Source organism: Kordia sp., assembly GCF_965224175.1.
Taxonomy (GTDB): Bacteria; Bacteroidota; Bacteroidia; order Flavobacteriales; family Flavobacteriaceae; genus Kordia.
Genome location: NZ_OZ245041.1, coordinates 2,049,133 through 2,075,415, shown reverse-complemented (window position 1 = coordinate 2,075,415; position 26,283 = coordinate 2,049,133). Strand labels below are relative to the sequence as shown.

At 33.8% G+C, this 26,283-nt stretch carries 20 protein-coding genes; 6 read left to right on the top strand and 14 right to left on the bottom strand.

The genetic code is table 11. The annotated features are described in order from the left end of the window. The first annotated feature begins 67 nt into the window (after positions 1 to 67). From ffh to ACOQOS_RS08995, 3 genes are all read left to right on the top strand, one after another. Positions 68 to 1,399: a signal recognition particle protein gene (gene ffh / locus ACOQOS_RS09005; protein ID WP_420574642.1), complete on the top strand. Its 1,332-nt coding sequence runs from the start codon at positions 68 to 70 to the stop codon at positions 1,397 to 1,399. Between the two features lie 113 nt (positions 1,400 to 1,512). Then, positions 1,513 to 2,400, top strand: a complete 888-nt coding sequence (locus ACOQOS_RS09000; RefSeq protein ID WP_420574641.1) for a bifunctional 5,10-methylenetetrahydrofolate dehydrogenase/5,10-methenyltetrahydrofolate cyclohydrolase — start codon at positions 1,513 to 1,515, stop codon at positions 2,398 to 2,400. A gap of 80 nt (positions 2,401 to 2,480) precedes the next feature. Beyond that, positions 2,481 to 2,918 (top strand): SRPBCC family protein, encoded by a 438-nt coding sequence (locus tag ACOQOS_RS08995; protein ID WP_420574640.1) that lies wholly within the window; start codon positions 2,481 to 2,483, stop codon positions 2,916 to 2,918. A gap of 197 nt (positions 2,919 to 3,115) precedes the next feature. Here the strand turns inward: ACOQOS_RS08995 and ACOQOS_RS08990 are convergent, their stop codons facing one another. The 3 genes from ACOQOS_RS08990 to ACOQOS_RS08980 all read right to left on the bottom strand — a co-directional run bounded on the left by ACOQOS_RS08990 (position 3,116) and on the right by ACOQOS_RS08980 (position 7,249). Beyond that, a complete protein-coding gene (locus ACOQOS_RS08990) occupies positions 3,116 to 5,824 on the bottom strand; it encodes a carboxypeptidase-like regulatory domain-containing protein (RefSeq protein ID WP_420574639.1) in 2,709 nt (902 codons plus the stop codon). 71 nt (positions 5,825 to 5,895) lie between these two features. Further along, the gene (locus ACOQOS_RS08985) at positions 5,896 to 6,714 is read right to left on the bottom strand and encodes a GLPGLI family protein (protein ID WP_420574638.1); all 819 of its coding nucleotides are present in this window, start codon (positions 6,712 to 6,714) and stop codon (positions 5,896 to 5,898) included. Positions 6,715 to 6,859: 145 nt separating this feature from the next. Next, positions 6,860 to 7,249, bottom strand: a complete 390-nt coding sequence (locus ACOQOS_RS08980) for an HU family DNA-binding protein (protein WP_420574637.1) — start codon at positions 7,247 to 7,249, stop codon at positions 6,860 to 6,862. A gap of 305 nt (positions 7,250 to 7,554) precedes the next feature. Between ACOQOS_RS08980 and ACOQOS_RS08975 the strand changes: the two genes are divergently transcribed. Then, positions 7,555 to 8,232 carry a hypothetical protein gene (locus ACOQOS_RS08975; protein WP_420574636.1) on the top strand — a complete coding sequence of 226 codons (678 nt, stop codon included), beginning with the start codon at positions 7,555 to 7,557 and terminating at the stop codon, positions 8,230 to 8,232. A 2-nt stretch (positions 8,233 to 8,234) separates the two neighbouring features. Then, entirely contained in the window at positions 8,235 to 8,957 is a 723-nt protein-coding gene (locus tag ACOQOS_RS08970) for a sensor histidine kinase (protein WP_420574635.1), read from the top strand. 228 nt (positions 8,958 to 9,185) lie between these two features. On the opposite strand, the gene ACOQOS_RS08965 is transcribed toward ACOQOS_RS08970, so the two are convergent. The 7 genes from ACOQOS_RS08965 to ACOQOS_RS08935 all read right to left on the bottom strand — a co-directional run bounded on the left by ACOQOS_RS08965 (position 9,186) and on the right by ACOQOS_RS08935 (position 19,287). Next, positions 9,186 to 9,758 (bottom strand): hypothetical protein, encoded by a 573-nt coding sequence (locus ACOQOS_RS08965; protein ID WP_420574634.1) that lies wholly within the window; start codon positions 9,756 to 9,758, stop codon positions 9,186 to 9,188. A gap of 171 nt (positions 9,759 to 9,929) precedes the next feature. Continuing rightward, positions 9,930 to 11,636, bottom strand: a complete 1,707-nt coding sequence (locus ACOQOS_RS08960; RefSeq protein ID WP_420574633.1) for an SBBP repeat-containing protein — start codon at positions 11,634 to 11,636, stop codon at positions 9,930 to 9,932. 533 nt (positions 11,637 to 12,169) lie between these two features. Next, entirely contained in the window at positions 12,170 to 12,922 is a 753-nt protein-coding gene (locus ACOQOS_RS08955) for a LytR/AlgR family response regulator transcription factor (protein ID WP_420574632.1), read from the bottom strand. Between the two features lie 770 nt (positions 12,923 to 13,692). Next, positions 13,693 to 16,728, bottom strand: a complete 3,036-nt coding sequence (locus tag ACOQOS_RS08950) for a ligand-binding sensor domain-containing protein (protein WP_420574631.1) — start codon at positions 16,726 to 16,728, stop codon at positions 13,693 to 13,695. A gap of 1 nt (position 16,729) precedes the next feature. Continuing rightward, positions 16,730 to 17,572, bottom strand: coding sequence for an SH3 domain-containing protein (locus ACOQOS_RS08945; protein WP_420574630.1), 843 nt, complete (start codon positions 17,570 to 17,572; stop codon positions 16,730 to 16,732). Positions 17,573 to 17,809: 237 nt separating this feature from the next. After that, the gene (locus ACOQOS_RS08940; protein WP_420574629.1) at positions 17,810 to 18,859 is read right to left on the bottom strand and encodes a hypothetical protein; all 1,050 of its coding nucleotides are present in this window, start codon (positions 18,857 to 18,859) and stop codon (positions 17,810 to 17,812) included. Positions 18,860 to 19,071: 212 nt separating this feature from the next. Further along, entirely contained in the window at positions 19,072 to 19,287 is a 216-nt protein-coding gene (locus tag ACOQOS_RS08935; protein ID WP_420574628.1) for a hypothetical protein, read from the bottom strand. A 340-nt stretch (positions 19,288 to 19,627) separates the two neighbouring features. On the opposite strand from ACOQOS_RS08935, the gene ACOQOS_RS08930 reads away from it, so the two are divergent. Next, positions 19,628 to 21,094 carry a hypothetical protein gene (locus tag ACOQOS_RS08930; RefSeq protein ID WP_420574627.1) on the top strand — a complete coding sequence of 489 codons (1,467 nt, stop codon included), beginning with the start codon at positions 19,628 to 19,630 and terminating at the stop codon, positions 21,092 to 21,094. Between the two features lie 149 nt (positions 21,095 to 21,243). Here ACOQOS_RS08930 and ACOQOS_RS08925 read toward each other — a convergent pair whose 3' ends face one another. The 4 genes from ACOQOS_RS08925 to ACOQOS_RS08910 form a co-directional block, all read right to left on the bottom strand. Further along, positions 21,244 to 21,615, bottom strand: a complete 372-nt coding sequence (locus tag ACOQOS_RS08925) for a cupin domain-containing protein (RefSeq protein WP_420574626.1) — start codon at positions 21,613 to 21,615, stop codon at positions 21,244 to 21,246. After that, entirely contained in the window at positions 21,605 to 22,195 is a 591-nt protein-coding gene (locus ACOQOS_RS08920) for a hypothetical protein (protein ID WP_420574625.1), read from the bottom strand. Before ACOQOS_RS08920 ends, ACOQOS_RS08925 begins: the two co-directional genes overlap by 11 nt. 26 nt (positions 22,196 to 22,221) lie before the next feature. Next, on the bottom strand, positions 22,222 to 23,733 hold the full coding sequence (locus ACOQOS_RS08915) for a helicase HerA-like domain-containing protein (protein WP_420574624.1): 1,512 nt from the start codon (positions 23,731 to 23,733) through the stop codon (positions 22,222 to 22,224). A 161-nt stretch (positions 23,734 to 23,894) separates the two neighbouring features. Further along, positions 23,895 to 26,234: a T9SS type A sorting domain-containing protein gene (locus ACOQOS_RS08910; protein WP_420574623.1), complete on the bottom strand. Its 2,340-nt coding sequence runs from the start codon at positions 26,232 to 26,234 to the stop codon at positions 23,895 to 23,897. Positions 26,235 to 26,283: the final 49 nt, after the last annotated feature.

Sequence of the window (26,283 nt, the reverse complement as noted above, 5' to 3'; positions counted from 1 at the left end):
GTTTATACTTTCAAAATATAGAAGTTTCTACTATCTTTGCCACTTCTCAAAAAAAGAATACAGACGTATGTTTAATAATTTAAGTGAAAAGCTAGATAAAGCGATGCATGTCCTTAAAGGACATGGAAGTATAACGGAAGTAAATGTTGCGGAAACTTTAAAAGAAGTAAGAAGAGCGTTACTCGATGCCGATGTGAACTTTAAAATTGCAAAAGATTTTACCAAAAGAGTAAAAGAAAAAGCTTTAGGACAAAACGTATTAACTACGCTACAACCAGGACAATTAATGGTAAAGATCGTAAAAGACGAACTTACCGAATTAATGGGTGGAGATGCCGCAGGAATCAACCTCTCAGGAAAACCATCTGTGATTTTAATGTCTGGATTACAAGGTTCTGGTAAAACAACGTTTTCGGGAAAACTTGCCAATTATTTAAAAAACAAAAAAACAAAAAAACCTTTATTAGTTGCTTGTGATGTATACCGTCCAGCGGCGATTGATCAGTTGCATGTAGTAGGAGAGCAAATAAAGGTAGATGTATTTTCAGATAGAGGAAACAATGATCCAGTAGCTATTGCACAAGCAGGTATTGCACATGCAAAGCAAAACGGACATAATGTGGTAATTATTGATACCGCAGGTCGTTTGGCAGTAGATGAAGCCATGATGACCGAAATCGCAAACATTCACAAAGCTATTGAGCCACAAGAAACATTGTTTGTAGTGGATTCTATGACAGGTCAAGATGCGGTGAATACAGCCAAAGCCTTCAACGATATCTTAAACTTCGACGGAGTTATTTTAACAAAGTTAGATGGTGATACTCGTGGTGGAGCTGCAATTTCTATTAAATCTGTAGTAAACAAACCAATCAAGTTTATTGGTACAGGTGAAAAAATGGAAGCTATTGATGTTTTCTATCCTTCACGTATGGCAGATCGTATTTTAGGAATGGGAGATGTTGTTTCGTTAGTAGAAAGAGCACAAGAGCAGTTTGACGAAGAAGAAGCAAGAAAGCTACAGAAGAAAATTGCAAAGAACCAGTTTGGTTTTGACGATTTCTTAAAACAAATACAACAAGTGAAGAAAATGGGGAACATGAAAGACTTAGTCGGAATGATTCCAGGAGCTTCAAAAGCAATGAAAGGTATGGAAATTGAAGACGATGCTTTCAAACATATTGAAGCATTAATTCACTCTATGACACCAGCAGAACGCTCTAAACCATCTCTAATAAACTCAAGTCGTAAAAAACGTATTGCAAAAGGAGCTGGACGTTCTGTACAAGAAATGAATCAATTGTTAAAGCAATTTGATCAAATGAGTAAGATGATGAAGATGATGCAAGGTGGCGGCGGAAGAAAGCTGATGCAGATGATGAAAGGAATGGGACGCTAGTTTGAAATGTTAAATGCTGAATTTTAAATGAAAAATTACTTGTCAGTTTATAACTAAAAGTTTGTTTAAATAAACAGCCAACAGCCAAAAAGACACACACAACACAACTATACATGACTTTATTAGATGGAAAAAAGGTATCAAATGATATCAAGGACGAAATAGCAGCAGAAGTCCAGAAAATGAAAGATCGCGGCGAAAAAGTTCCACACTTGGCAGCCGTTTTGGTCGGAGATGACGGAGCAAGTTTAACGTATGTAGGCAGTAAAGTACGTGCCTGCGAACGCGTAGGATTTGAATCAACTTTAGTACGCATGTCTAATACGACTTCAGAACTTGAACTATTAAAAAAGATTCATGAACTCAATGAAAATGATGATATTGACGGATTCATCATTCAATTGCCATTGCCACCACAAATTAACACGCAAAAAGTATTAATGGCAGTTCATCCAGACAAAGATGTCGACGGATTCCATCCTGAAAACTTTGGAAAGATGGCACTAGACATGTCTACGTTTATTCCAGCAACACCTTTTGGAATTCTTGAATTACTAGAGCGTTATGATGTAGAAACCAAAGGAAAACACACGGTTGTTATTGGAAGAAGTCATATTGTGGGAAGACCAATGAGTATCTTAATGGGAAGACGTGGTTTTCCAGGAAACTCTACGGTAACACTTACACACAGTCACACCAAAAACATTACTCAAATTACCTGTCAGGCAGATATCATCATTACAGCTTTAGGGCAACCAAATTTCTTAAAAGCAGAAATGGTAAAAGACGATGCTGTAGTAATCGATGTAGGAATTACACGTGTTCCAGACGAAACTAAAAAGCGTGGATATCGCATCACAGGAGATGTAGATTTCGAAAATGTACGCAAAAAGACAAGTCACATTACGCCAGTTCCTGGTGGAGTAGGACCGATGACAATTGCGATGTTGTTAAAAAATACATTATTAGCACGTGAGCGTCACAGAATGAATAGAAGATAAACAAATATGTTATATTGAAAAGCGATCTTGAAAAAGATCGCTTTTTTGTTTTTAGTTATCTTTATACTAAATCAATTCATATGAAAACCTCAGAACCGCCAATAATAGTGTCACAACATTTCTCACAATCTGCAAAAACAGTATGGAATGCGATTACAGATGTTTCGCAAATGCAACAGTGGTTTTTTGATAACATTCCCGATTTTAAAGCTGAGGTAGGTTTTCAAACAAAATTCAATGTCAAAGCACCTTCACGCGATTTTATCCACTTATGGACAGTTACAGAAGTGATTCCACAACAAAAAATTGTTTACAATTGGAAATATGAAAATGTAGCAGGAGATTCGTTTGTAACCTTTACATTAGAGGAAGTTCATAACGAAACAATACTAACGCTCACAACAACGGTTATAGAAGACTTTCCAGATGAAATTCCAGAGTTTACACGAGAAAGTTGTTTGGGCGGTTGGAACTATTTTATTAAAGAACAGTTACTTAATTTCTTGAATAATTCATAATGAGACAAGAGATATTTGTAAAATAGAATTATAGATAACTTATGCTAAATAATAAAAATCGCCTTTAGCAATAGCTTTCATAATAGGAACTTCATCAAATTAAAAAAACCGAATAGTATTTCAAGAACACTACTCGGTTTTTACAATTAACTATTACGCTATTCTTATATATTTTTAGCAAATAGATGGCATTATTTCTAAAGTGTATACACAAATCGAAATGTAACAAATCGTGGTTGAATAAAAGTTTCCTGACTAAATACAGACAAATTATTCGCGCTGTTTCGTACTTGCGAATCAATATTCAATAAGTTTGTTGCCTTAATCTCATATTCCCATTTTGCATCTCTATTCTTGCGGTAGGATAGTGTTGCATTCCATGTTTGAAACGATTGCGATTCGCCATTTCCTAAATCTTGATTGGTATACGTATAATCAGTACGGAATGTGATTCGCTTCCAAATATACGCGTCAAAATCAAACGTAGTAGCGTTGGTTACAAACTGTGTACTTCTTCCACCTTGTGTATTATCAGTAACACTGTAACGATGACGTAACTGTACGTTTGGTGCAACTCTAAAATTAGTTCGAATGCCAGGAGTGTAGGTTTGTGTAAAACCTTCATTTACAGACTGACGCTGTTGAATAAACTGATTGATTTTACTATAATTAAAACTTGCGTTCAATGTCGCTCTAACTTTTCCAAAAGTACGTTGCACGCGACCAAATACATTCACATTCTCATCTGCAAAGTTTGAATTAAAAAACGTACTTGTACGAATTACATTTTCAAAATCTGTCAATCCACGAATCTGATCAATATTATTAGAATACGAAGCTCGTGCAAAAACATTTGTATAATTAAAAAGGTTGAAACTTGTATAAATCAAACTTACGTTGTGCGATAGTGCATTTTGTAATTCAGGCGCTCCAAATTGGTAACTATTGAAGTTGTTCATCACCAAACCTTCAGCCAAACGCGTTACGTCTGTAAACTGATTACGCATTTGATAGCGTAGCGTTAAAGCTTCACTCTTTTTAAACTGAATTCGAGTTTCAAAGTCTGGTAGTACTCTAAAGAAATTGTCTTTGTATTCAACACCAAATTGACTGTTTTTATTTCCGTAAGCATGTACTGAAAAACCTGGTGTAAACGTGAACTTACCACTTTTTAAACGGTAATGAAAACCTAAGTAAATATCACTAAAATTATATTCAGTGTCGTTTGTAGCACGTCCATCATTAAATGTTGGTGTAGGATTCAAGGTCAATCCAGGACCTAAAAACTGAAATAAATTCGAATTGAATTGCTGGCGACTCAATATCGTACCAAACGTAATATTGATATTACTTCGCGCATTCAAAATATTATAATAATCTAACTTTGCGTCTACTTGATTCGATTTAATGCGTCTGTTTTGTCTAAGATTGTATTGAGCTACGTCTGTATCTAAACCTAATGCTTCTGCCGTTGTATCGAAAGCACTATTGGTATCATTGTCTAAAATTGCATTGTAAAAAGGATCTTCATTCTTGATTAAATGCTGTGCTTCCAGCGCAAAAATATTATTCTCATTTAGCGTGTAATAATAATTTAGATTTTGGCTAAAGCTATAAGGAGTTACTTCATCAATTTGATCTGTATTGCCGATAACAGATGAAAACACACCTTGATTTTGTGTATCATTTGAAACACGTCCAATCACGTCATAATCTAACTGATTGTTGAAATTTGGCTTATATGAAGCACTTAATTTTGCCACTACTTGATCAGAACGTTCTCTGCTTCGTTGCTCGGTAGCTTCATCTGGAATGCCTAATTCAGGATCTGTATATTGTACAAAACTCGATTCTCTTGATAAGATTCTGCTACTGCTGTAGATTAAAAATCCACTCAAGTCCAATGCTTTATTTGGTGAATAGCTAAAGTTTCCTGTAGCTAATTTGCTTTCTATTTCTAAAGCATTATTCTGATTGGTCAAAAAGTTCAACCCATTATCTCCGAGATTGATATTGGTTCCGCTACTTCTACTTGGCGGACGAAAACCACCTGTAAATCCTCGAATATCACGTCGAGACAAAGCCACTTCACCAATATTATTTACATCTCCAATAAAATTTAAGCTATACTTCGGACTGTAATAGAATAGTTTAGGTTGAAACAAATAAAGTTCATTATCGGGAGACGAACCACTTCCAGCGGTGACATTTCCGAACCAGAAATTTTCTTTTCCTTCTTTCAACTTAATATTAATTGCAACACTATCTTGATTATTGGTCACATTACGTAATTGACCGACTTCCGAATAATTACGCAATACTTGAATCTTGTCAACAGCTTTAGAAGGAATATTTTTTGTAGCTAATTTGGTATCGCCATCAAAAAAATCTTTTCCATTTACCATTAACTTATTGACAACTTTCCCTTCAACTTCTACTTGTCCGTCTTCGTTAATCTCTACGCCGGGCAGTTTTTCAAGTACATCTTCTAACTTTCGTTCGGTTCCGTTCTTAAAGGAATCTGCATTGTATACCAGCGTATCACCTTTAATGGTCACGGGCATTTCATAGGTAAGTTCAACAGCTTCCAATGAGTTGCTGTTTTTCATCACAAAATCCTTGGTAATATCTGTTTCTTTAGTAGAAAGTTCTTCTTCTAAATTCTTTAAACCAATATAACTTACTTGTATTTTATAGGTGTTATTTTTGGATAACTTCAGTTTGTATTTTCCGAGCTTATCTGTGATTCCGTATGATTCTAACGTACCAGACGTTTTGTTAATCGCAATCACATTTGCAAGTTCCAAAGGTTTGTTCAGACTATCCTTTACAACTCCTTCCATTTTAATTTGTGCAAAAGTGCAATTCACTACAAGAAGTAGGATGATACAAAGTACTTGTTTCATTAGGTATTTTTAGTTAGTTTTTAATTTAGACTATCAATTACAGTAAAAGTTTAATCCCAAACTAAAAAAAATTAACCGCGTCTTCTTCCTCGGTTACTCATCATTTCTTGCATTTTTCCTTTGATGGTTTCTTGATACTTACTCTTTGTTATTTCTTTTCCACCTTTTGGAGCTTCAATTTTAATTTCTTCTCCCGGATTGATCACAATTTTAGAACATAACATAGTAGTATCGCCTGCGCTTACTTCTAAAATCAATCCTGGTAATCCCCAATACTCGGCAGGTCCATGACTTACAGGGACTTGTGGTGAATACCAAGCTTCAACTTCAACCATAGGAACATCTGGTTTTCCATCACCATCTTCGTCTTTTCTTCTCAAATCGCTCCAAGAAAAATTGTACCAAGACAAATCGTCTTGTGAAACAGTCGCAGTTGCTTTAAAACAAGTATATTGTCCAATCTGCTTCGTTTCTTTCCCCATTTTCCAGTCAATCGTATGTAACTTATCTTTTACGAGAAACTTCTTTCCATAAAACTCTTGACTTTGCACGAGTGCTACATCCTTTACATTCTTATACTGATAACCTCTGGAGAAATTTGCGCCCCATGAATCTGTAGCGCCAGAAATAGCATCCAATTTATCTTCTTCTTTAAATACAGAAGCTTCCTTATCAAAACTCAATACATATGTTTTTTCCAATCGGTTCTTTAAACGTGCAGCGACATCTTTCTTCTGCGCTTCACTCATTCGTGCGCCCCAACTTCCTAGTTGCATCTTAGACTTTGAAAAATAATAGGCTTTCCCTTGAAATTCTTGTACATCATTTGCTTTAAAAGACAATAATGCAATGAGCGATAGTGATAGGAATTTGAATACGAATGATTTCATAATTTGCGATTAAGTTGATTTTGTTTAACAAAAATAATGAAATATTAAACACTTTGACTGAGTTCTTAAAAAAATTAACATTAATTTAAGTGTAAAAGATTCGTTTTGAGTCGGTTTTCAATGAAACAGAAAAGAGGAAATAGTATTAAGAGCTATGTTTCTTAAACTTAACAGTTTTCATGCGCTGTTTAAACTCTACACTTGGTCTAAACGTAACATTTACATCTTTAATAGAGGTTGCATTTACGGCTTCAGGTGTATCTTTTCCTTCACTGCGAAGATGCACGGTAAACGTACCAAAATCGCCTAAGGAAATACTATTGCCTTTACACAAATATTCGGGCAGCAAATGCACCAAACCTTGCAATACTGCAATTGTATCAATTTCAGTTACGGTGGAAATGGAAGCGAGTCGTTCGCTTAGTTGTTTCAAGTCTATCTTTTCGCGTGCCGTTGTAGAAGCATAATACTTCTTTGTGCCGCCACCTTTTACACCTGGTGTTCCGCGTTCTATCACTTTATATTTTATGGACATTTTCTTGTTGTTTTATAGTTTTGGTTAAGTACTTATTGTAAAAAGCTCTTGAACTTTTGATTTGTTTCTAAAGATAAAAATATAGTTTACTACGTAGCAAACTTATTTTTACTAGGTAGTAAACTATTTTTTGCTACGTAGTAAACTTTCAAAAGTACTTGATGTTTTGATTGAATTGTAAGGAGGAAATATTTGGGAGTAGCTGTGTAGGGTTTGAGTTTGTTTGGGAATTTTGAGAGTGTTTACGGAAAACCGTATAGATTCGAATTGGTAATGCTTTATTTTTAAAAAAATAAGCTATAATTATGTTTTCAATATTTAGGAAGAAATATACGATAGAAGATTTGGTAACTGTAACTGATTCTTATTCTATGAGAAGGAGTAGTGTTAATGTCGCTGTTATAGATGACAAAGAGTTTCCTTATCTCAGAATATTAAGGGAGCACGATTATAAAATAACAAAATTTGATGATATAAATTCTATAAATCAATTAGCAAACTATGACATTATTATTTGTGATATAAGAGGAGTAGGGAAGAACTTTGGGTCTAAATATCAAGGAGGTCATTTAATACAAGAAATATCAAAAAAGTTTCCTCATAAATATTTAATAGCCTACAGCGGAAGTGTATTTAAAACAGATTATAACCAGTTTTTTAAATTATGTGATGAATCAGTAATGAAAGGGAAGGATGTAAATGATATGGTTAATCTACTAGATAGAGCTTCAAAAGAAGTGAGAAATCCAATTTATCAATGGAAAAAAACTAGAACTGTTCTCGAAAATAATAAAATGCCAAGTGATCAAATAGCTACAATTGAAAAGCGTTTCATATCCTCAATCATGAGAAGGAAAATAAAGATTTTTGAAGCCACTATAGCTGATTATTCTACTAAATCAATAAGTAATGATTCAATCAGTTTAGTCTTGAATTCTTTAGCTGTTTTTTCAGGAACTCTTATTTCAAATATAACAAAATAATTATGAACGATAATTGCCAAGATACACTAGAAGATTTATTACATGAATTAGCTAATATTATGCAAAACTTAAAGCCTAGCGCAGAATTTATTTCCCGTTCGGCTAGTCGTAAATTTGATAAAGAAGCAATAATAGAACATTCAAAATTCATATTACAAAATACAATGTTGATAGGTTTACAGATGGATATGGCCAGACATAGATTAAATCCAGAGTTTTATAAGTTTCAAAGGTTAGAGCCTCGTAATATACATGGGAAATTTTTTAAAGCGATCGAATGTTTTAAAAAAGCAGCAAAGGAAAAAAAAGAATTAATAATAGATTTTAATTCACCAAAAATATTAACTCTAATAGATTCTCATCCAACAATCGATTCTTTACCTTTTATTCTAATAGATAATGCTGTTAAATATTCACCTAAATATTCAACTATTGAGGTAGAGTTAGAAGAATATGATGATCATATTTTTTCAAGAATATCAAATCAAGGTCCTCATATTAAGGAATCTGAATTAACAGATATTTATACAAGAGGATTTAGATCTGAAGAAGCTGAAAAAACAGGTGTTGTCGGATCAGGGTTAGGGTTAAATTTTTTAAAAGAAATATGTGACTTACATAAAGCGAGAGTTAATATTTTTTGTGAAGGAAATATAACTAGTATTGATGATATAAAGTATTCAACTTTTGTATGTGAAATTGAGTTTCCTAAAACAAACTCATGAAAAAAACCCAAACAATACATTCTCACAAATATTGTTCGGGTTTGCTAACTGTATATAATAACACTTACTAACTACTTATATACGATTTCGTCTTGAATAAATTCTTATTTTAATTGCTCGGCAAATATCGAGAATAAAGTTTATATGTTTTTATTTATGTTTTATATGATATATATAAACTTTATTTATGTATAATTGTAAGTGTATTATTGATAGTGCTTTAAAGGTTTATTCTTTACGTTTGGTACATGAAATTTTCCAAAAAGGAAAGACTACGGTTTCGGTTTTATCTACCCATTCGCCAATCCATTTGTAACCTTTGTCATTGATATCGTAAAAAGTAAGACGTGAAAATCCTTCCGTTCCATTGGGTGCTTTTTGTGGTTTGTAAAGTACAATAGTACCTTTTTCGGTTTTTTTGCCTTCCCAAGAACCTAAAGTTGGCGTTGGTGTCGCCGAAGCGTAATAATGTACATACCATTTTAGACTGTCTTTTTGAAACTGTCGGATGCTTCCCGAATGTTTTCCATCTGCTTTTAGGGTCTGATCTTGAATCGCCATGCCATTCATAATGTATGAATATTTCCAAGTCATTGGTATAGGTTTCGCCCAAGTTCCATCAGGATTTCTACGTTCTGAATCGCAATCGCATAAACCAATCATCGGTTTAAAATCATCTAACTGTTTGGGCGCTTCTGGGTTTTTGCTTCCGTACGGATTTGTAGGAGAAGGTTCGTATTCATTTTGTGCTACAGACAGCATTACCATTCCTAAGAATAGGAGCGTAGTGAATTTTTTCATAATCTTCGTTTTTTGATGTTCTTGAAGATAAGAAATTCTAATTAAAGTGACTTCTTATCTCGAACTCACGTTAATTAGATATTTGTATTGAGCATTGAACGATCATTTTTTTCAGAATAAGTTCTGATGTTATTCTATGTCTATCTCAATTAAAGTTAATATGAGAGATGATTACTTAATCAATCTTTTATAAGTTTTGCTATTGTCCATAAATTCAATTTCAATAACATAAACACCATCCTTTACATCATCTTTTATATCAAATTGCATAGACGAACTATGTATAGCCGTTTGGGTATACATTAGTTTCCCTTGTAAATTAAATAGAGCAATATTTTTGATGTTACGGTCACTTTGTAGGTTTACAATATTTTTAGCGGGATTAGGAAAAAGAGTTACCTTATTGTTATCAGACATAAAGTCTGGAGTTGACAAATTAGCCAAATCAAATTTTGCCACAAAAATATCTCGACTTCCGTTTGAAACTAGGTTTGTCGTTCCTGAATTAAGATCAAAATCTACAGTTCTGCTATAGGAACCTGTTAAGAAAATTTCGGAATCCGCATTGATCATTATAGTTTCTGGAGTATCAAAACCAGTACCTCCAATTGGATAAGCAGACATAAAATTACCAGAAGCATCTTGTTGATGAATGAAAATATCTACATTACCATTACTCACCAAATCAAAAACACCAGTATCTGTATTAAAAGAAATGGTTCCTCCAAATGTTCCAACCGTATAGACATTATCATTTTCATCAACTGCAATAGATTCACCTACATCTGTACCATTGGCTCCAAAAGTATTTGCCCAAACAAAGTTTCCATTGGTATCTAACTTAAGTATAAGAGCATCTACATTTCCTTCTGATGTTGCTGAAAACGTTGCTGCGCTAGGATCTAAATCAGTCGTTCCTCTGAAGCCACCTGAAATTAAAAGGTCTCCATTTGAATCTATAGCGATATTCTTGGCTATATCATACAAAGTGCCGCCAGTTGATTTTGCCCATATCAAACTACCTAAGTTCGTTAGTTTTGCAACGAATATATCGCTGTCACCATTAGAACTAAGCAATGTTTGGCCATTATCTGGATTAAAATCAACGGTACCAAATAAGCTACCAACGATATACACATTGCCAGAACTGTCTGAAATTATGGACTCTCCTTTACCGCCGCCAGGAATAGTAGTACTGTTGAAGGCTTTATAAAAAATAGTTTCGCCTGTTGTTCCATTAATTTTTCCTAAATAAGCGTCTTCATTTTGTCCAGAATTACCAGAAGTTACAGTTACAGTATTTCCATTACTAAGGGAATAATCCATAGAACCTCTAAACTCTCCAGTAATAAAAATAGCATCGGAAGCATCTATAGTTATAGATTCTGCACGACCCGTAGCAGACGAAGTAAAGTTAACCCACATAAAATTACCACTACTATTAAGTTTGAGTACAAAATAACTATTGATTCCAGAAAATTGTGTTTCAGTACCAGCCCCAGGGTCAAAATCTACAGTACCGATAAATCTACCTGCAACAATTACATTGCCTTGTGGATCTGAAGAAATAGCATACGCATTATCATTGTTAGCTCCTCCAACTTGCCTAACCCATACAAGGTCACCAGTACTATTGTACTTTGCTATAAATATATCGGTTTGTCCGTTGGATGTATAAGTAACATCTCCAGACATTGTTTCAAAAGTAACAACATCGTTAAAAACACCACAGACATATGTGTTGCCTACACCGTCATTGTATATGGAGTAGCCTATGTCAAAAGAATTAGCTCCATATGATTTGACATAATCTAAATTGAAGTCTTGTGCAATTAGGGTTGTTGAAAAAAGTAAAACTAGTAATCTGAAAATTTTCATGGTATATTACGATTTTAATGATTTATATGTATTTGGGTGAAAAAGTAAAAAATATTACCCTGTATAACTAAAAACAATTTCAAAGATTCTTTTTGCTAAAGAACATGTTTTCATTTAAGCACTTCTCGATACAAAATCTTTTTAAGATTTCACTCGAAGTGACGTATGGTTAATGTGTTCATTTGAAAATGTAGCAATGTGTCAATTACTTTCTTAAAACCATCAGAGACAAAAGAAATATTCGTGAATTCGTGACAAAAATTAGATATGCTACACATTTTATTAAAATCACTTGTCTTTGTTATGGAAATCGAAGTGACGTTTGTACAATTTAATCAAATCATAATATGATTTGTCATTGCGAGAATTTTGTGAAAATTTGTGGCAATCTGTTCATCGAGAAACAGATTACTTCGTCATATTTCCTCGTAATGATGTTCCTTAGGACGTTTATTGTAAGCTAAGTAGGTCTCACAGCGCAGCGATCTCATATCTAACAGCGTTAGCGGTCTAAAAGCAAAGCGATCCAAAAATCATTTTCTATGAATGCTACTCAAAATCTCCATGACTTCTACCTTTTTACGAACAGAAACAGGAACAGTACTTTTATCTTTCAATAATAAATAGCCACCATCTGTTTTAATAAATGCTTTGATGAATTGTAAATTGACCAAATGACTTTGATGCACACGCAGAAACTGATAATTTTTCAACATGTCTGAAAAGTATTTTAGTGTTTTAGTCACAAAAATCTTTTGTCCGTCTTGTAAATAGAAAATGGTATTATTACTATCAGATTCACAACGAATAATTTCGTCCATACTTACAATAATAATCTTATCTAAAGTGTGTAAAGAAATCTTTGTTGGCTTTTCGTTTGGAGCTGCTAAGGTATCTTTTAAAATATCTAAACGTTCTTTGTTTGGATGAATTTGACTTTTTGCTTTGTTGATAGCTAATGAAAGTTCTTCTTCAGAATAAGGCTTCAACACATAATCAATGGCTGCAAATTTGAACGCTCTAATTGCAAACTCATCACTTGCTGTGACAAAGATGATTTTTGAAGTAAGATTTGGAAAAATCTCTAACACATCAAAACCAGAACCATCGCCCAACATAATATCTAAAAACAAAATATCAGGCTGTTGCTTGCGTAATAATTTTGCAGTTTCTACAACACTGGAAGCAGTTCCAATGATATTTAATTCTGGATGTAAACGTTCAATATCGCCTTTCAACATTTGTAAAGCTGCAGGAATATCGTCAACAATAACAGTAGTAAGCATTTTTTTAGTTATGAGTTTAAGAGTTATTTAATTATGCGTATTTGTGTAAAAGTACATCTACTCATTTTAGTAACTGATGGTAATTTAAGTATTTTTAAGTACTTCTCGATACAAAATCTTCTTAAGATTTTACCCGAAGTGACGTTTGTAATATGTAAGCAATAGATAATCAAATTATAATATGATTTGTCATTTGTAAAAATTTACAGCAATCTGTTTTTCTATAAACAGATTACTTCGTCATACTTCCTCGTAATGACGTTTCTTATTAAGTCTAACAATCTAAGCAAGTCTAACAACGCAGCGATCTAATAACCAGATTCGTCATTGCAAAAATGTTGTAAAAATTTGTAGCAATCTGTTTTTCTATAAACAGATTACTTCGTCATTCTTCCTCGTAATGACGTTTCTTATTAAGTCTAACAATCTAAGCAAATCTAAGAGCGCAGCAATCTAATAACCAGATTCGTCATTGCAAAAATGTTGTAAAAATTTGCAGCAATCTGTTTCTCGATGGACAGATTACTTCGTCATACTTCCTCGTAATGACGTTTCTTATTAAGTCTAACAATCTAAGCAAGTCTAACAACGCAGCGATCTAATAACCAGATTCGTCATTGCAAAAATGTTGTAAAAATTTGCAGCAATCTGTTTTTCTGTAAACAGATTACTTCGTCATTCTTCCTCGTAATGACGTTTCTTATTAAGTCTAACAATCTAAGCAAGTCTAAGAGCGTAGCGATCTAATATCTAACATCAAAGCAATCTTCTCAATAGTCCGTTTCCAGTGGAATTTTAAATGAAATCTTCGTTCCTGCCAAAGCAGCATCTTTTTCAGATACATCTTCAATTTTTAGTGTATTCTGACCCGCCAATGACTCAATTCGTTCTTTGGTTACTTGCAATGCCATTGATTGGTGATCTGTATTCGGCTTATTTTTCGTCGATTGCTGAATCCCAATTCCGTTATCAGCAACTGTAGCATACAGGAAATTAGTATCAGTAGTAAACTGAACCTTCAATTCGCCAGGACGTTGCAAAGGCATAATTCCGTGACGAATAGCATTTTCAACAAATGGTTGTATTAACATTGGAGGAATTAAGACTTCTTCAGGATCTAAATCTGATTTTAAATCAATTTCATATGCAAAATCTTTACTAGCCATCAAGCGTTCTACTTCTACATAGTTTTTCAATGTTTTTATTTCTTGTGCCAGTGTAATGGAGTCTTTTCTAGAATTAGTCAACGTTTCGCGAAGCAAGACAGCAAACGTATTGATGGTTTTGTCCATCTTATTAATATCGTTTCTACTCATGCCTTTAATTCCATTCAATACATTAAAAATAAAGTGTGGATTCATCTGCAAACGCAAAGCTTTCTGTTCTAACGATAATAAATGATTTTCTAGTTGTAAGCGTTCTCGAATGGCACGGTTTTTTGCTTTTACACGCTTAATGTACGTATATATAACATAGAGAATGATCAAACCTAAAATTGTCCACAACAGGTTTTTGAACCAAGTTTTTTTGTATAAAGGTTGAATGACATGAAATTGAAAGCTAATGGTATCACTTTCTAACCAGTCTTTATTGCGTGATTGCGCCAAAAATGTATGATCGCCATAGTCTAAACCACCAAATGTAATTTTACTTTCTTGATTCCACGGACTCCAATTGTTGTTGTCAAATTTATATCTGTACACAATAGCTTCAGGGTTGTCCAAATCGATGGAACGAAACTGAAAAGCCATGTTGTTTTCATCTTCTGTCAGTTGTAATTGCTTGTCTGAATTCGTCCAATCGCGCAAGTTGATAGAATCTAAACTTCGATATTCTACCTCGATATCTTCAAAATGTAGTTGCGGTTTGGAGCTTTGTTGTTTGGAAGTAGAAGGCGCATATTTGGTGAGTCCGTAAATGGTTCCAAACCAAAGATTACCATTTGTATCTTTTGCAGTTGCATTATGACAGGTTTCAATTCCTAAAAAACCATCATTTCTACCGTAATGTGTTACGTTTTGAATTTCATTTTTCTTGTCGAGTGTAATTTGATCTACGCCGCGTTCGCTTCCTGCCCAAAGTACACCATTATCATCAAAGATAAGTTGATAGATATTGTTGGAATACAGTTCTTTTTTTCCTTGTAATTTTTCAAACTTTAAGTCTTTAGATAAGGTAGAAAACCAAATTCCTTTTCCAAATGTACCCAAATACATATCGTAATTGTGAAAACGAATCGTTCCGATGGTAATCTCACTTCCTGTGACATCTTTTGCTTCTATATGTGTGACTTTATCGTTTTTGATATAGCCTAAATGTCCTTTATTAGTTGAATACCAAATACGACCAGTTTCATCGCGAGCCAAATCGCGAATAGCTAAATCTTTGATGCCTTCTTCTGCACCAAACGTTTTTAGATTGAATATTTTTTTGCTTTTGTGGTCGTACTGAAAACGTGCAATTCCATCAGAATATGTGGCAATCCAAACGTGTGAACCGTATATTTTTATATTGCGAATCCAATCGGAAGGCAAGCCATTTTCTGTGGTAATAGTTGCGGTATAAATATCTTCTATTTGTTGTTTTTCGTAAGTTACTTCATCAACGAGCAAACTATCATATACAATAGTGTCACGCATCTTCTTTTGATAGATATAAATACCTTTTCTTTCTGTTCCGGCCCAAATTCTACCTTCTTTATCGTTGGTTAAGGTTTTCACTTTTACATTGAGATATTCACTAGTTTTTTCCTCTTGTTTAATTCCAGTAGAATCTATAGTCATTAAACCAGATTCTGAAGTAGAAAGCCACAAGGTTTCATTTAAATAGTGAAGTGCGTAAATACGATTGGCAGTCAGTCCATTATCTTTCGTGTAATGTCTAAAATTGTTTTTTTCATACTTAAATAATCCGCCGCCAGAAGAACCAATCCATACATTATTTTGTCGATCTTGATACGCTTGTCGAATGTGATAAACCGATAACCCATTTCGCTTGGTAATTGACTTTTCTACTAAATTATCTGTAAGATTGATGCGTTTTATACCAGCATTTGTAGTGTTGATCCACAACTCGTCACCATTAATTAAGCTTATGGTATTGATCTGTGAGATTTCTGAGAGAATTTGAAAGCGTTCTTTTTCTGCTTCAAAGGCAAAAATACCATCCGAGAAACTCGCGGCTATGACTTTTTCTTTATACTTAAGTAATGATTTAAAATCGCCATCCATCATTTTTTTGAAGGTTCCGTCAGTTGCCAAACGATTTGTTTTCCACAAACCACGACGAGAAGCAATCCAGAAAAAAGAACCATCAAACAAAATATCATTAATCTGTGTCGAATTGATCAAAGCATTGCAATCTAGAGCTTGTGTTCCGTTTACAGCATCGTATTGATGAATTCCTTTTCGCGTGCCTAGAAAAACGCCTTTTTCAGAAATATCAATTGCATATACGCGTGGCGTTGTGTAGCGATTGAATGTGTTTTTGATGCGAACTGTAAGACCTTGTCGCGTACCAATAAATAAGGTGTCTTTTTTTAATTGTAATGCTTGAATGTAATTAGAATTCAAACCATTTTTCTCAGTCCATACTTTAAACGAAATTCCGTCAAAACGTGCAATTCCTCCACCTTGAGTTCCAATCCATAAATAGCCTAATGCATCTTGAGCAATGGCATTTACTTGCGATTGTGGCAAATCGTCTTTTAATGTATAAGCGCGTAATTGGTTGTTTTGAGCTATAGAAAACCAAGTTCCAAACATTAGAAAAGCGAGTAGGAAGTATGCTTGAGAACGAAATCTCATATTAATTTGTTTTTTCTCGTTTATAGAATTCTTTTGAAAATTCAGGTACTAATTTCGTGCCATTCCATTCAAATTGACGAATCATTGTTTTTGACTCTGTCCATAATCCTTCATCATCTACATCTGCGCCTTCTTCTTTTTTAAATATAATAATTGGTTGTCCATTATTTTCGTTTGTTGTAAATGTAAACGTTTCGCTAGAGAAAAAGCCAATGTCTCCACTTACAGAGAGATGCGTAATGTGAACTAAATCATTATTCTCTTTTAAAAAGAAATACGTAATACCATTTTCTGCACCGCAAGATTCTCCGTGATGTTGAATTTTTAAAATTTTCGACACATTCATTAAATCGTGATTGTCTTCTAAATGCGCACTCACCAAAGAACCGTAAAGTTGCATAAAACTCTCTTTGTAATTGCTATATTCATCTCCAACTACAGTACGAATGACGAGTTGATCGCCATGTTTTTTCGTTATTTTTTTATTGAAGTAAAAACTATGGGTATTCGTTTTTACTTTTTTATGCGCAATAAATTTTCCTGGAATAAATCCTTTTTGACCTTTGTATTGAACTTCATACCAAGGAATTTTGGATTCTCCACTTTCAAACATCACGTTAGTTTTAGAAACAATAGTTACGTCAAAGCCAATACGCAAACGTGTAATTTCTTTAGAAGAAGTATTTGGAGCAGAACGTAAGTTTACATTATCACCAAATAGTGGATATATTTTGTCAACTTTAAACTCTTGATACACATCAATATAATCAATTTCTTGTGCGTAGAGTTGTGTAGCGCAGATAAACAAAAAGAAATATAGTGTTTTTTGAGTAAACGTCTTCATAAAGCAAATATAGGTTAAAATAGGTTGAGATTTTTGTGATTGTAAAATTGAAATACAGTCAAATGTTTATTCCGTATACTAAACATGTTGACTGTATTTCGCAGTGATGTTTTATTAATTTGATAATTTGAAAATGTATCAATTAGATAATTTTTTTCTACGAACAATCCAGAAAATAAAATATTATTCTTGAGTTTGTAATGAAAATTAAATCTTTATCAAACCATTGTTACATTATCAGAGTTGTGTGTAGTAACGTTGATTGTCAAATTCTGTACGAACATATGACAAAGGATTGTTGCGTTGCATCATTGGTTTCATTACGCAAACTACTGTCGTTTTTCCTTTAATGATTACTTTGTCTGCAACTTTTACAGCTTTCCATCTAAATCTTTCTACAGGAATTCCCATCTCTTTAATAATGTTGCTGTATTCTTCATTATCGTCAATCCAATCCATAATAGCTTCTGTGCTTGTTAGTGAAGGTGCTTCTTCATCTCCTGAAAAATCGATTTCCCAACGTACAGGAATATTGAATTTGTATGAGAATGCTTCTCCAGGTTCGTCTTCCTGTTTAGTTCTGATAGCATCTAACCAGTGAATATCTTCTAAAGGATATTTGCGCATAAACTGTTTTGATAAGTCAATATTTCCAGGTGATTGTGCTGTTGGATAATATCCGTAAAACACTTTTGCTAAGAAATGCTTTTGAAACTGTCCGTTAAAAACGCTTGCATGTGGTGTTGCAAATACTTTTGGCTGATAATTTGCCGTAAATGTTTGCTTCAATACTTGTAATAGATTTTGATTTTTTCCTAATTCAGAAGTATGAAAAACCAATTTGCTATCTTCTGACAATACATTTTCTAGTTTTGGAAGTTTATCTTCTTTTAAACAGTTTAGCAATGATTCTTGCGATAATACCTCTCCGTGAATTGTGGTTTCTAATGATAATCCTTTTTTAGAATTCCCTTTGTTTACAATATGAATTTCGCTGTAATCTTGATCGTTGTGATTTTTGTTCAACCAAGCAATGATTTCTTGTAATGAAAAAGCATCATCTACAATGGTATAATTTAATCCTTGAAAGTGCTTTTTTGCATCTTTATAATACGTGCTGCTTCCTTTGTCATATCCTGCAATAAATACGACTGCTTGTTTTGAAGCCAATACTTCACTTGCGTTATTTGCTGCCAAGTCTACTGCGTTTTCTTTTGGGGAACATGCAAATACTAATGTTAATACAAGTCCCATGAATGCTGTCATTTTGAATGCTCTTGTTTTCATAGTGTTGTGATTTTTATTGTTACTATTGTTTTGTATTGTTTGATGGTTTAGTTTTAGTTTAAAAATCAGCTTGGATTTTGCCAATCTGCTTTCGGATTGAAACTATTATCTGCATTGCATTTGAAAACCCACTCTTCAATACATGTTTGATAATACCTTTTGACAGCCATCAAAAGTATCCAAGCTGATTTTTCCCAACTAACCAACCTAATTTATCTTTTTAGTGTGATAGATGCTTTTTGCCGAATTGGTAAGGCAACGTGCTCTAAACGCATTCGTTTTGCCAATGTTGGACTCGAAATCCATCTACCTTCTTGAAACAAGTCTACCGTGTTTACTTTTCCTTCTGCATCAAATTGCATTTTGATTTGCGAATAGATATTCAAATACTTTTGAATCATTTTAGTTGCTGTTATATCGTACCACATTTGATGTTTTCTTTTAAAATTTGTATTTTTTTGTTGCGATTAAGATGACTTTGTTTCTTAATTACATTTCAAATGTAGTGGCAACTTTGCGCTTTTTTGAAGTGCTTTTAGAATTCGTTAGTGTTAAACTAGAATTCGTAGCAATCCTATCTTTTTGAGGTTGATTTTAGTAAAGAATAGACAGTAAAAGATAAAGCAACATATTTCTTCCCTTGGTAAAATCCCCTAAGTAAAACCGTCTTTTTCCTATGTAGAATTAGTTTTTCGGCTCTTACACAAGTGTTTAGAGAAAAATACTTTTGTGCCAAGAAATAATATAACCTAAAAACTAGAGAAAATCATGGGAACAATTAAATCAACTTGGGCGGGAACGCCTATTACCTTAGAAGATCAATTAGAGGATGCAGTGTGGTCAGGCGCACTAGAAAAACAAATGGAGTTTGATGGCGGATTTATGATCGCAAAAAACGACGCTAAATATTTATACGTAGTATTAGACGTTGTAAAAGATACGCACAACGATCCTGGAACAGGCGATTATTTTTGGTTTACATTTGATAGAAACCGTAACAAAGCCATTACACCAAGATATGATGTGAATTATGGTAACTATCGTGGAAACCCTAATAAAATGGGACGCCAATATTATTTAGGAGCTGGACGATGGACAGGTTTGTTGAATGAAGAACAACAATCAGAATGTAAAAGTACTTTTGGAACTTCTCCAAATTCTGCTACACCGCACAGAATCTGGAAGTTTAGATTTAGACTGACAGATTTAAAAGTAAATTTATTATGGTGGTGGTTTAGTTCATATACAAAGTTTGGTTTTAGAGTACATTCAAACAAACCAAATTTAAACTATGACACACCTGCAAATTTCTTCAGAGATTTTTCAAAATTACATACCTTGTATTTTTCAAGAAAACCATCAATTTCAAGCAGAGATTTAGGTCCAATTATGGGAAGCGTAGGATTGATTCCTACCACAAAAATCGATTCAGCAACTGGACGTGCTACTACAGCTTCTAATTATTTTATTCATGCGAAGAATGCTGCCTTTGGAGGAAGATTGAACGTTATTGGAAATCGTACAAAAATGGATCAATTACCAGGTTTAGGAGCGAAAAAGTATAAAGTATTTCATAGATCAGGAACTTCTGGATCATTTTCTGAGTTTGTAACTTCTTGGTACAACTACAAATGGAATGGTTCTGATTATGTATTGGAAGCTGCTTCGCCAGATGGTGATAATTTTTATAAAATGCCAAGTGCAGGCGTAGATTATTCAATTGATGATTTATTATTTCAGTTCAACTCTACGAAATTAAATACAGGATTGCATCAGTTCAAGGTGAAGTTTTACAATAATGCAGGAACAGAAGTTGGTGCTGCTACTCCAGAGCAAATCTTAACGATGTATATTGATAATAATGTGCCAGAGGTTAGTATCAATTCTGTAAAGTATAAAAATGCTGAAATTGGCGCTTGTGGAATTGTGAACCTACAAAATCCTAATGATACATTAGATATCGATTTTGAAGCTTTTGATACCGAAGGAAATCTATTAGATTATAGTTTACGAGCAAGATGGGGCGATGGTGATTCTGAAAGCATTGAATATGAGGCTTATAATTTGACGACACCACCAGCAAATTGGCAAGGAAGTCATAACATTATGGGAAGTTTTAATCCAAAAGTTACCTGTGCACATTCGTTTAATGTATATGCGAGAGCAAGAACAACAAATGGGTATGGTTATATTGGGAAGAATAGTACGTATAGATATGTAACTATTATCAAGTAATTGTAGTAAAATTATAAAAAGGTTATTTAGAAAATTGAGAGGAAACAACATTCTGACTTTATTTCAGAATCTAAACATTGCTTCGTCAATAATTATGTGAAACTGAATTCAGTTCAGCTTGACATGTTTTTCTAAATAACCTTTTTCTATTACTTTTCTTCTCTGTTTACCAGATCCATTGAAAATGCAGGTAAACAAATGGCTAAATATTCACAATCTTGGTCAAATGGATTGGAATATTGCACGCGTGTATTTTTTTCTATTTTGATAGATTGTCCTGCTTCCAAAACAATAGTTTCACCTTCTATGATAAATTGTTTTTTTCCTTTGATGATGTATGTGAATTCATCAAATTCAGGCGTTTGAAATGGTTCGCTCCATTTTGGCGGCGCAATCATATGTGCGATGCTTACATCAGAATTTCCATCAGTAGCATTTCCAAAATGTTCTTCAATCAATTTTCCGTCTGTTGTAGGAACAACAAAAGGATTCTTTTGAACGTGGTATTTTTTATTGCTCATCTTTTTCTTCGGTTTTTGGAGCTTCTTCATGTTGCCAGTTGATCATGAATTGTTTGATTTTGGCAGCGTCAGGAATCTGAATTGCTTCGATAGAAAGACTCATGTCGTAACGCAAGTTTTCAGATAGCTCTTTTTTATCAATCATAAAATACTCGTCTCCAGTCGTTGTAATGACAAGGTTTTTAAGTGTATTATGAATGTATTTTATTTTATAATTGTCGCGAATGTCTTTAAAAGTACTCTGTAATGAAATTCCATTTGCAGTTTTAAATCTAGGATCATGAATTTGAATCGTTTTAATCTTTTCATTTTCATCATGCTGCTGTCTTGGTGTGAGTGTAAATAGTTTTTTTCCACCTTTTTCATAAATTAAATACTTGTCTTTGCCAGCTTGTACATAATCGCCTTCACCAATACGTTTTATGATAGAATCATTAGCAAAAACAGAATCTAATTGCTTTACAATAATATCTTTATGGAGTTTTCCAATTTGATCTTTTTGAATTAAAAACGGATCTTCTTTTTTTGCACAACTTACTAAGCAAGCTATAATGAGTACGAGGAATAAGGATTTTTTCACGTGTTCTTTGATTTATATAATTTTAATTAGATGAATTTTTTTAGAATACCTAAAACACTTCTAATCACTGTTGGACTTGTTAATGCTTTGATAATAGGATTTTGACGAGTGCTTTTTCGACTAGAACTTCTAGATGATTTTGCTTTTTCTTTGGCTTCTTTCTCTTTTTTAGATAGCGCTTCTGATTTTTTAATTTTCTCGTTCAGCATTTCGTAAGCACTCTCACGATCAACTTCTTCATTGTATTTTGGAATCAATTTTGAATTGTCAATGACTTCTTTTAATTCAGAAGAAGTTAATACATCCATACGACTCATAGGAGCGCGTAACATAGTTGCTGCCAAAGGTGTTGGTCGTCCTTTTTCATCTAACGCAGATACTAAGGCTTCTCCAATACCTAACGATGTTAATACTTCTGCAGTATCGTAATAATCAGAATCAGGATAGTTTTCTGCGGTAAGCTTGATGGCTTTACGATCTTTTGCTGTAAATGCACGTAGCGCATGTTGTATTTTTAGTCCTAACTGACCTAAAACAGCTTCTGGAACATCGGTTGGATTCTGTGTTACAAAATATAAACCAATTCCTTTAGAACGGATTAGTTTTACAATGCTTTCTATTTGATTTAATAATGCTTTGGAAGCTTCTTTAAATATCAGATGTGCTTCATCAATAAATAATACTAACTCAGGTCTCCCGCTGTCTCCTTGTTCAGGAAATGTTTCATAAATTTCAGCAAGTAAACTCAACATAAACGTTGAGAATAATTTTGGTTTATCTTGAATATCTGTCAAACGAATGATGTTAATATAACCACGTCCATCTTTATCGATACGAGTTAAATCTTCTACGTCAAAAGAGGTTTCTCCGAAGAAAATATCTGCACCTTGTTGTTCTAATTCTACAATTTTGCGTAAAATGGCTCCTGTAGAAGCGGAAGAAATTCGCCCGTACATTTCTTTGAATTCTTCTTTTCCTTCGCCCGTAGCATATTGTAACACTTTTTTAAAGTCCTTTAAATCAAGTAAAGGCATTTTATTATCGTCACAGTATTTAAATACTACAGCAACAATTCCTGATTGCGTTTCAGTTAAATCTAAGATTCGAGAAAGTAATACTGGCCCGAACTCAGAAACAGTAGCGCGCAAACGCACACCATCTTGATCTGATAAGGATAAAATTTCTATTGGAAAGTTTTTTGCTTCAAAAGGAAATCCAATTTTTTCATGGCGTTCATCAATTTTTGGATGTCCAGGACTTGGTTGTGCAATTCCACTTAAATCTCCTTTTAAATCCATTAGTAGTACAGGAATTCCTTTGTCAGAGAGGTTTTCGGCAAGTACTTGTAGTGTTTTGGTTTTTCCAGTTCCCGTGGCGCCAGCTATTAAACCATGTCTATTTAATGTTTTTAAAGGAATTTTTACATAGGCATCTGTAACAGTTTCACCTTCGTGCATTGCAGCACCCATCGTAATATAATCGCCTTTGGTAACATATCCTTTGTCAATATGTTCTCTAAAATTATCCTTACTGCTCATGTGTTCCAAAAATTTGGTTAAAAGTAAGCGATTTTAACGAAGTCTAAAAAAAATGCATTCAGATTTCCATGAAAGTTATTCACGAAAAGTTATGATAAAAAAGAACATCCGCTTTTCTTACGAAAAACGGATGTTTATTTTGTGAAGTAAAATTTCTATTTCTAGTATTTTACAATCTTTTTAGTAATACTTGTGTTTGATTCAGTATCAGTCATTCTAACGAAATAGATACCAGAAGCTTCACTTTGCATAGAAAGTGTGTTTATTCCTTGGTTGAATGTTCCTGACTGGATGTTTTGTCCAGTTACACTCGTAATTTCATAAGCTACATTTGTAAACCTACTTACAGAAACTGTAAAGTCGCTTGCAGATGGGTTAGGGTAAATGCGTAAGCTATTTTCTAAAACATTTTCACCAACGCTTAATGGTTCTATAATTTTAAATAAGTTAGAAGTACTAGATGCAAATTCACCACTTCCATTAATTAATACATTTCCATCACCATCTTCTAAACGGTAAGTTCCAGCTCCATATTGACAGCAAATTCCGTCACCATATGAATCATTTAATGTAAATGTATAACATTCGTCAAATGAAGTAATAGTTACATCTTGAACTTCGTCAGGTTGTGTTCCATTAGTTCCAACTGTAGTATATGGTCCTCCACTTCCTACAACAGTACCATTAGAGTCTTCTAAAGTCCAAGTTGTCTCAGCTCCGTAACGATCTGGAGTAATAATTACTCTAACTGTTGTTATTTCAAAGTTATCAGCAGCAAAGAAGTTCTGAACATTTGTGTTGTTTGCAGGTTCTCCGTCAGTAGTTCCATTAGGATTTAAAGCAGAAGCAGTAAAAGAGTGCGCTCCACCTCCAGAAACAGGAATAGGAGATAAAACAACATCATCAGATGCTCCAGTCGCTAAATTTCCTGTCCAGTTCATATTTGTTACAGCGCCTCCGTCTAATTGGTAACTAATAGTAGTACTTGTCAATGGAGCAGTTCCGTAATTTGTAATACGTACTGTTGGTGTAACTTCATCACATAAGTCAGTAGGAATACTTTCTACACTAACAGCAGCATCTACAGTTAGTACTTCTGGAGCAAGTGGATCTAAAGTAATTGGATTTGATCCTACAGGATCTAACCAGAATTGTACTTGTTGAGAAGGATCTGCACTAAAGTCCCAAGAAACTCCAAAACGTCCATAAATATCAAAACCACCATTATCAACAGTTCCTGTACATGCCGCAGAACCTCCTGATAATTTTCCGATGATTAATCCATCTTGATCAAATAAAGGAGAACCTGAAGAACCTGGTTCCGTAACACCTAAATCCCAGTCAGCAATTCGCCAAACTTCTGTTGTAGGATTTCCGTTAAAGTTTGTTGTAAAACGTGTAGCACCTTGAATATCAACACATACTTTTTGAATATCTCCGCTTGGGTGATGTACACCTACATTTAAAGTTGGAGTAGCTGTCTTAGAACGATTCCATCCAGCCCACAATAAATCAGTTCTATTGTTTGTGAAAAACGCTTGATCTGTGATTTCTATTAAAGCCATATCAGATTCTGAATTTGCAGCTCTTAAAATACCACCACTAGCAGTTTGAATAAATGTATTGTCTTGACTTGGTGCAGCTGTAGCACAATCAGCAACAGAAGCATCACTTGCCCAGTTAAAACGGAAAGCCCAACCAGCTACAGAACCACCTAAACAGTGATTTGCTGTTAAGAAATATGGTGTTTCATCATTGTTTGTATTGTTTACTAAAGCTCCAGTACAGTTACCGCTTCCGCCAACAACGATCATTCCAACAGATCTTTTTGTGTTTTCTTTAATGTTGTGCGCTGCACTGTTAAATGCTGAAATATCACAGTTTACATCTACATTACAAGCTCCAGAGTCATTTAGTGCTTTTGCATTATCGTCAAGTCCATCAGGATATTTTAAAGATCTATATCCATGAACAACATTTCCAATATTTAAACGTCCTTGTCCGCTTACATTTTTAGGCTCAAAATATTCTATCCATAAGCTTTCACCGTCTACCATCCAAGTTCCTAAAATTTCTTCAGGACTGTTGTGTAAGTGTGTAAATTCATTTAAAATTTGAGAACGATCACCATTATATACATATACTTTTCCTCCTACAGGAATATTGTATGTGTCAAAGATTAAGTTCATCGTTAATGCACCAGGAGAAACAAAGTTAATTCTCCAAATACGGTCACCGTTTGGTAATGTACTCCATTTTCCAGCATTTGTTATACCATAATCTACAAAATGGTCAGCACCAAATCGCCATGGAATAGATTTGTCTAAGTCATTAATTTCATCTTCAGCTCGTAAAGATTTCAAATCGGGTTTTGCAAGTTCAATAGGAGCTACCTTTTCTAGGTTGGAAAGATTCCAACTTTTGGGTTGAGGTCTTTGGGAATTCTGCGCCGTTACTTGTAAAATAAAGGTTAGCAACAGAAAAAAGGTAATTTTTTTCATAGTAAATAGATAGTGTTGATTAGTATACAAAAATTTTTGACGGGAAATT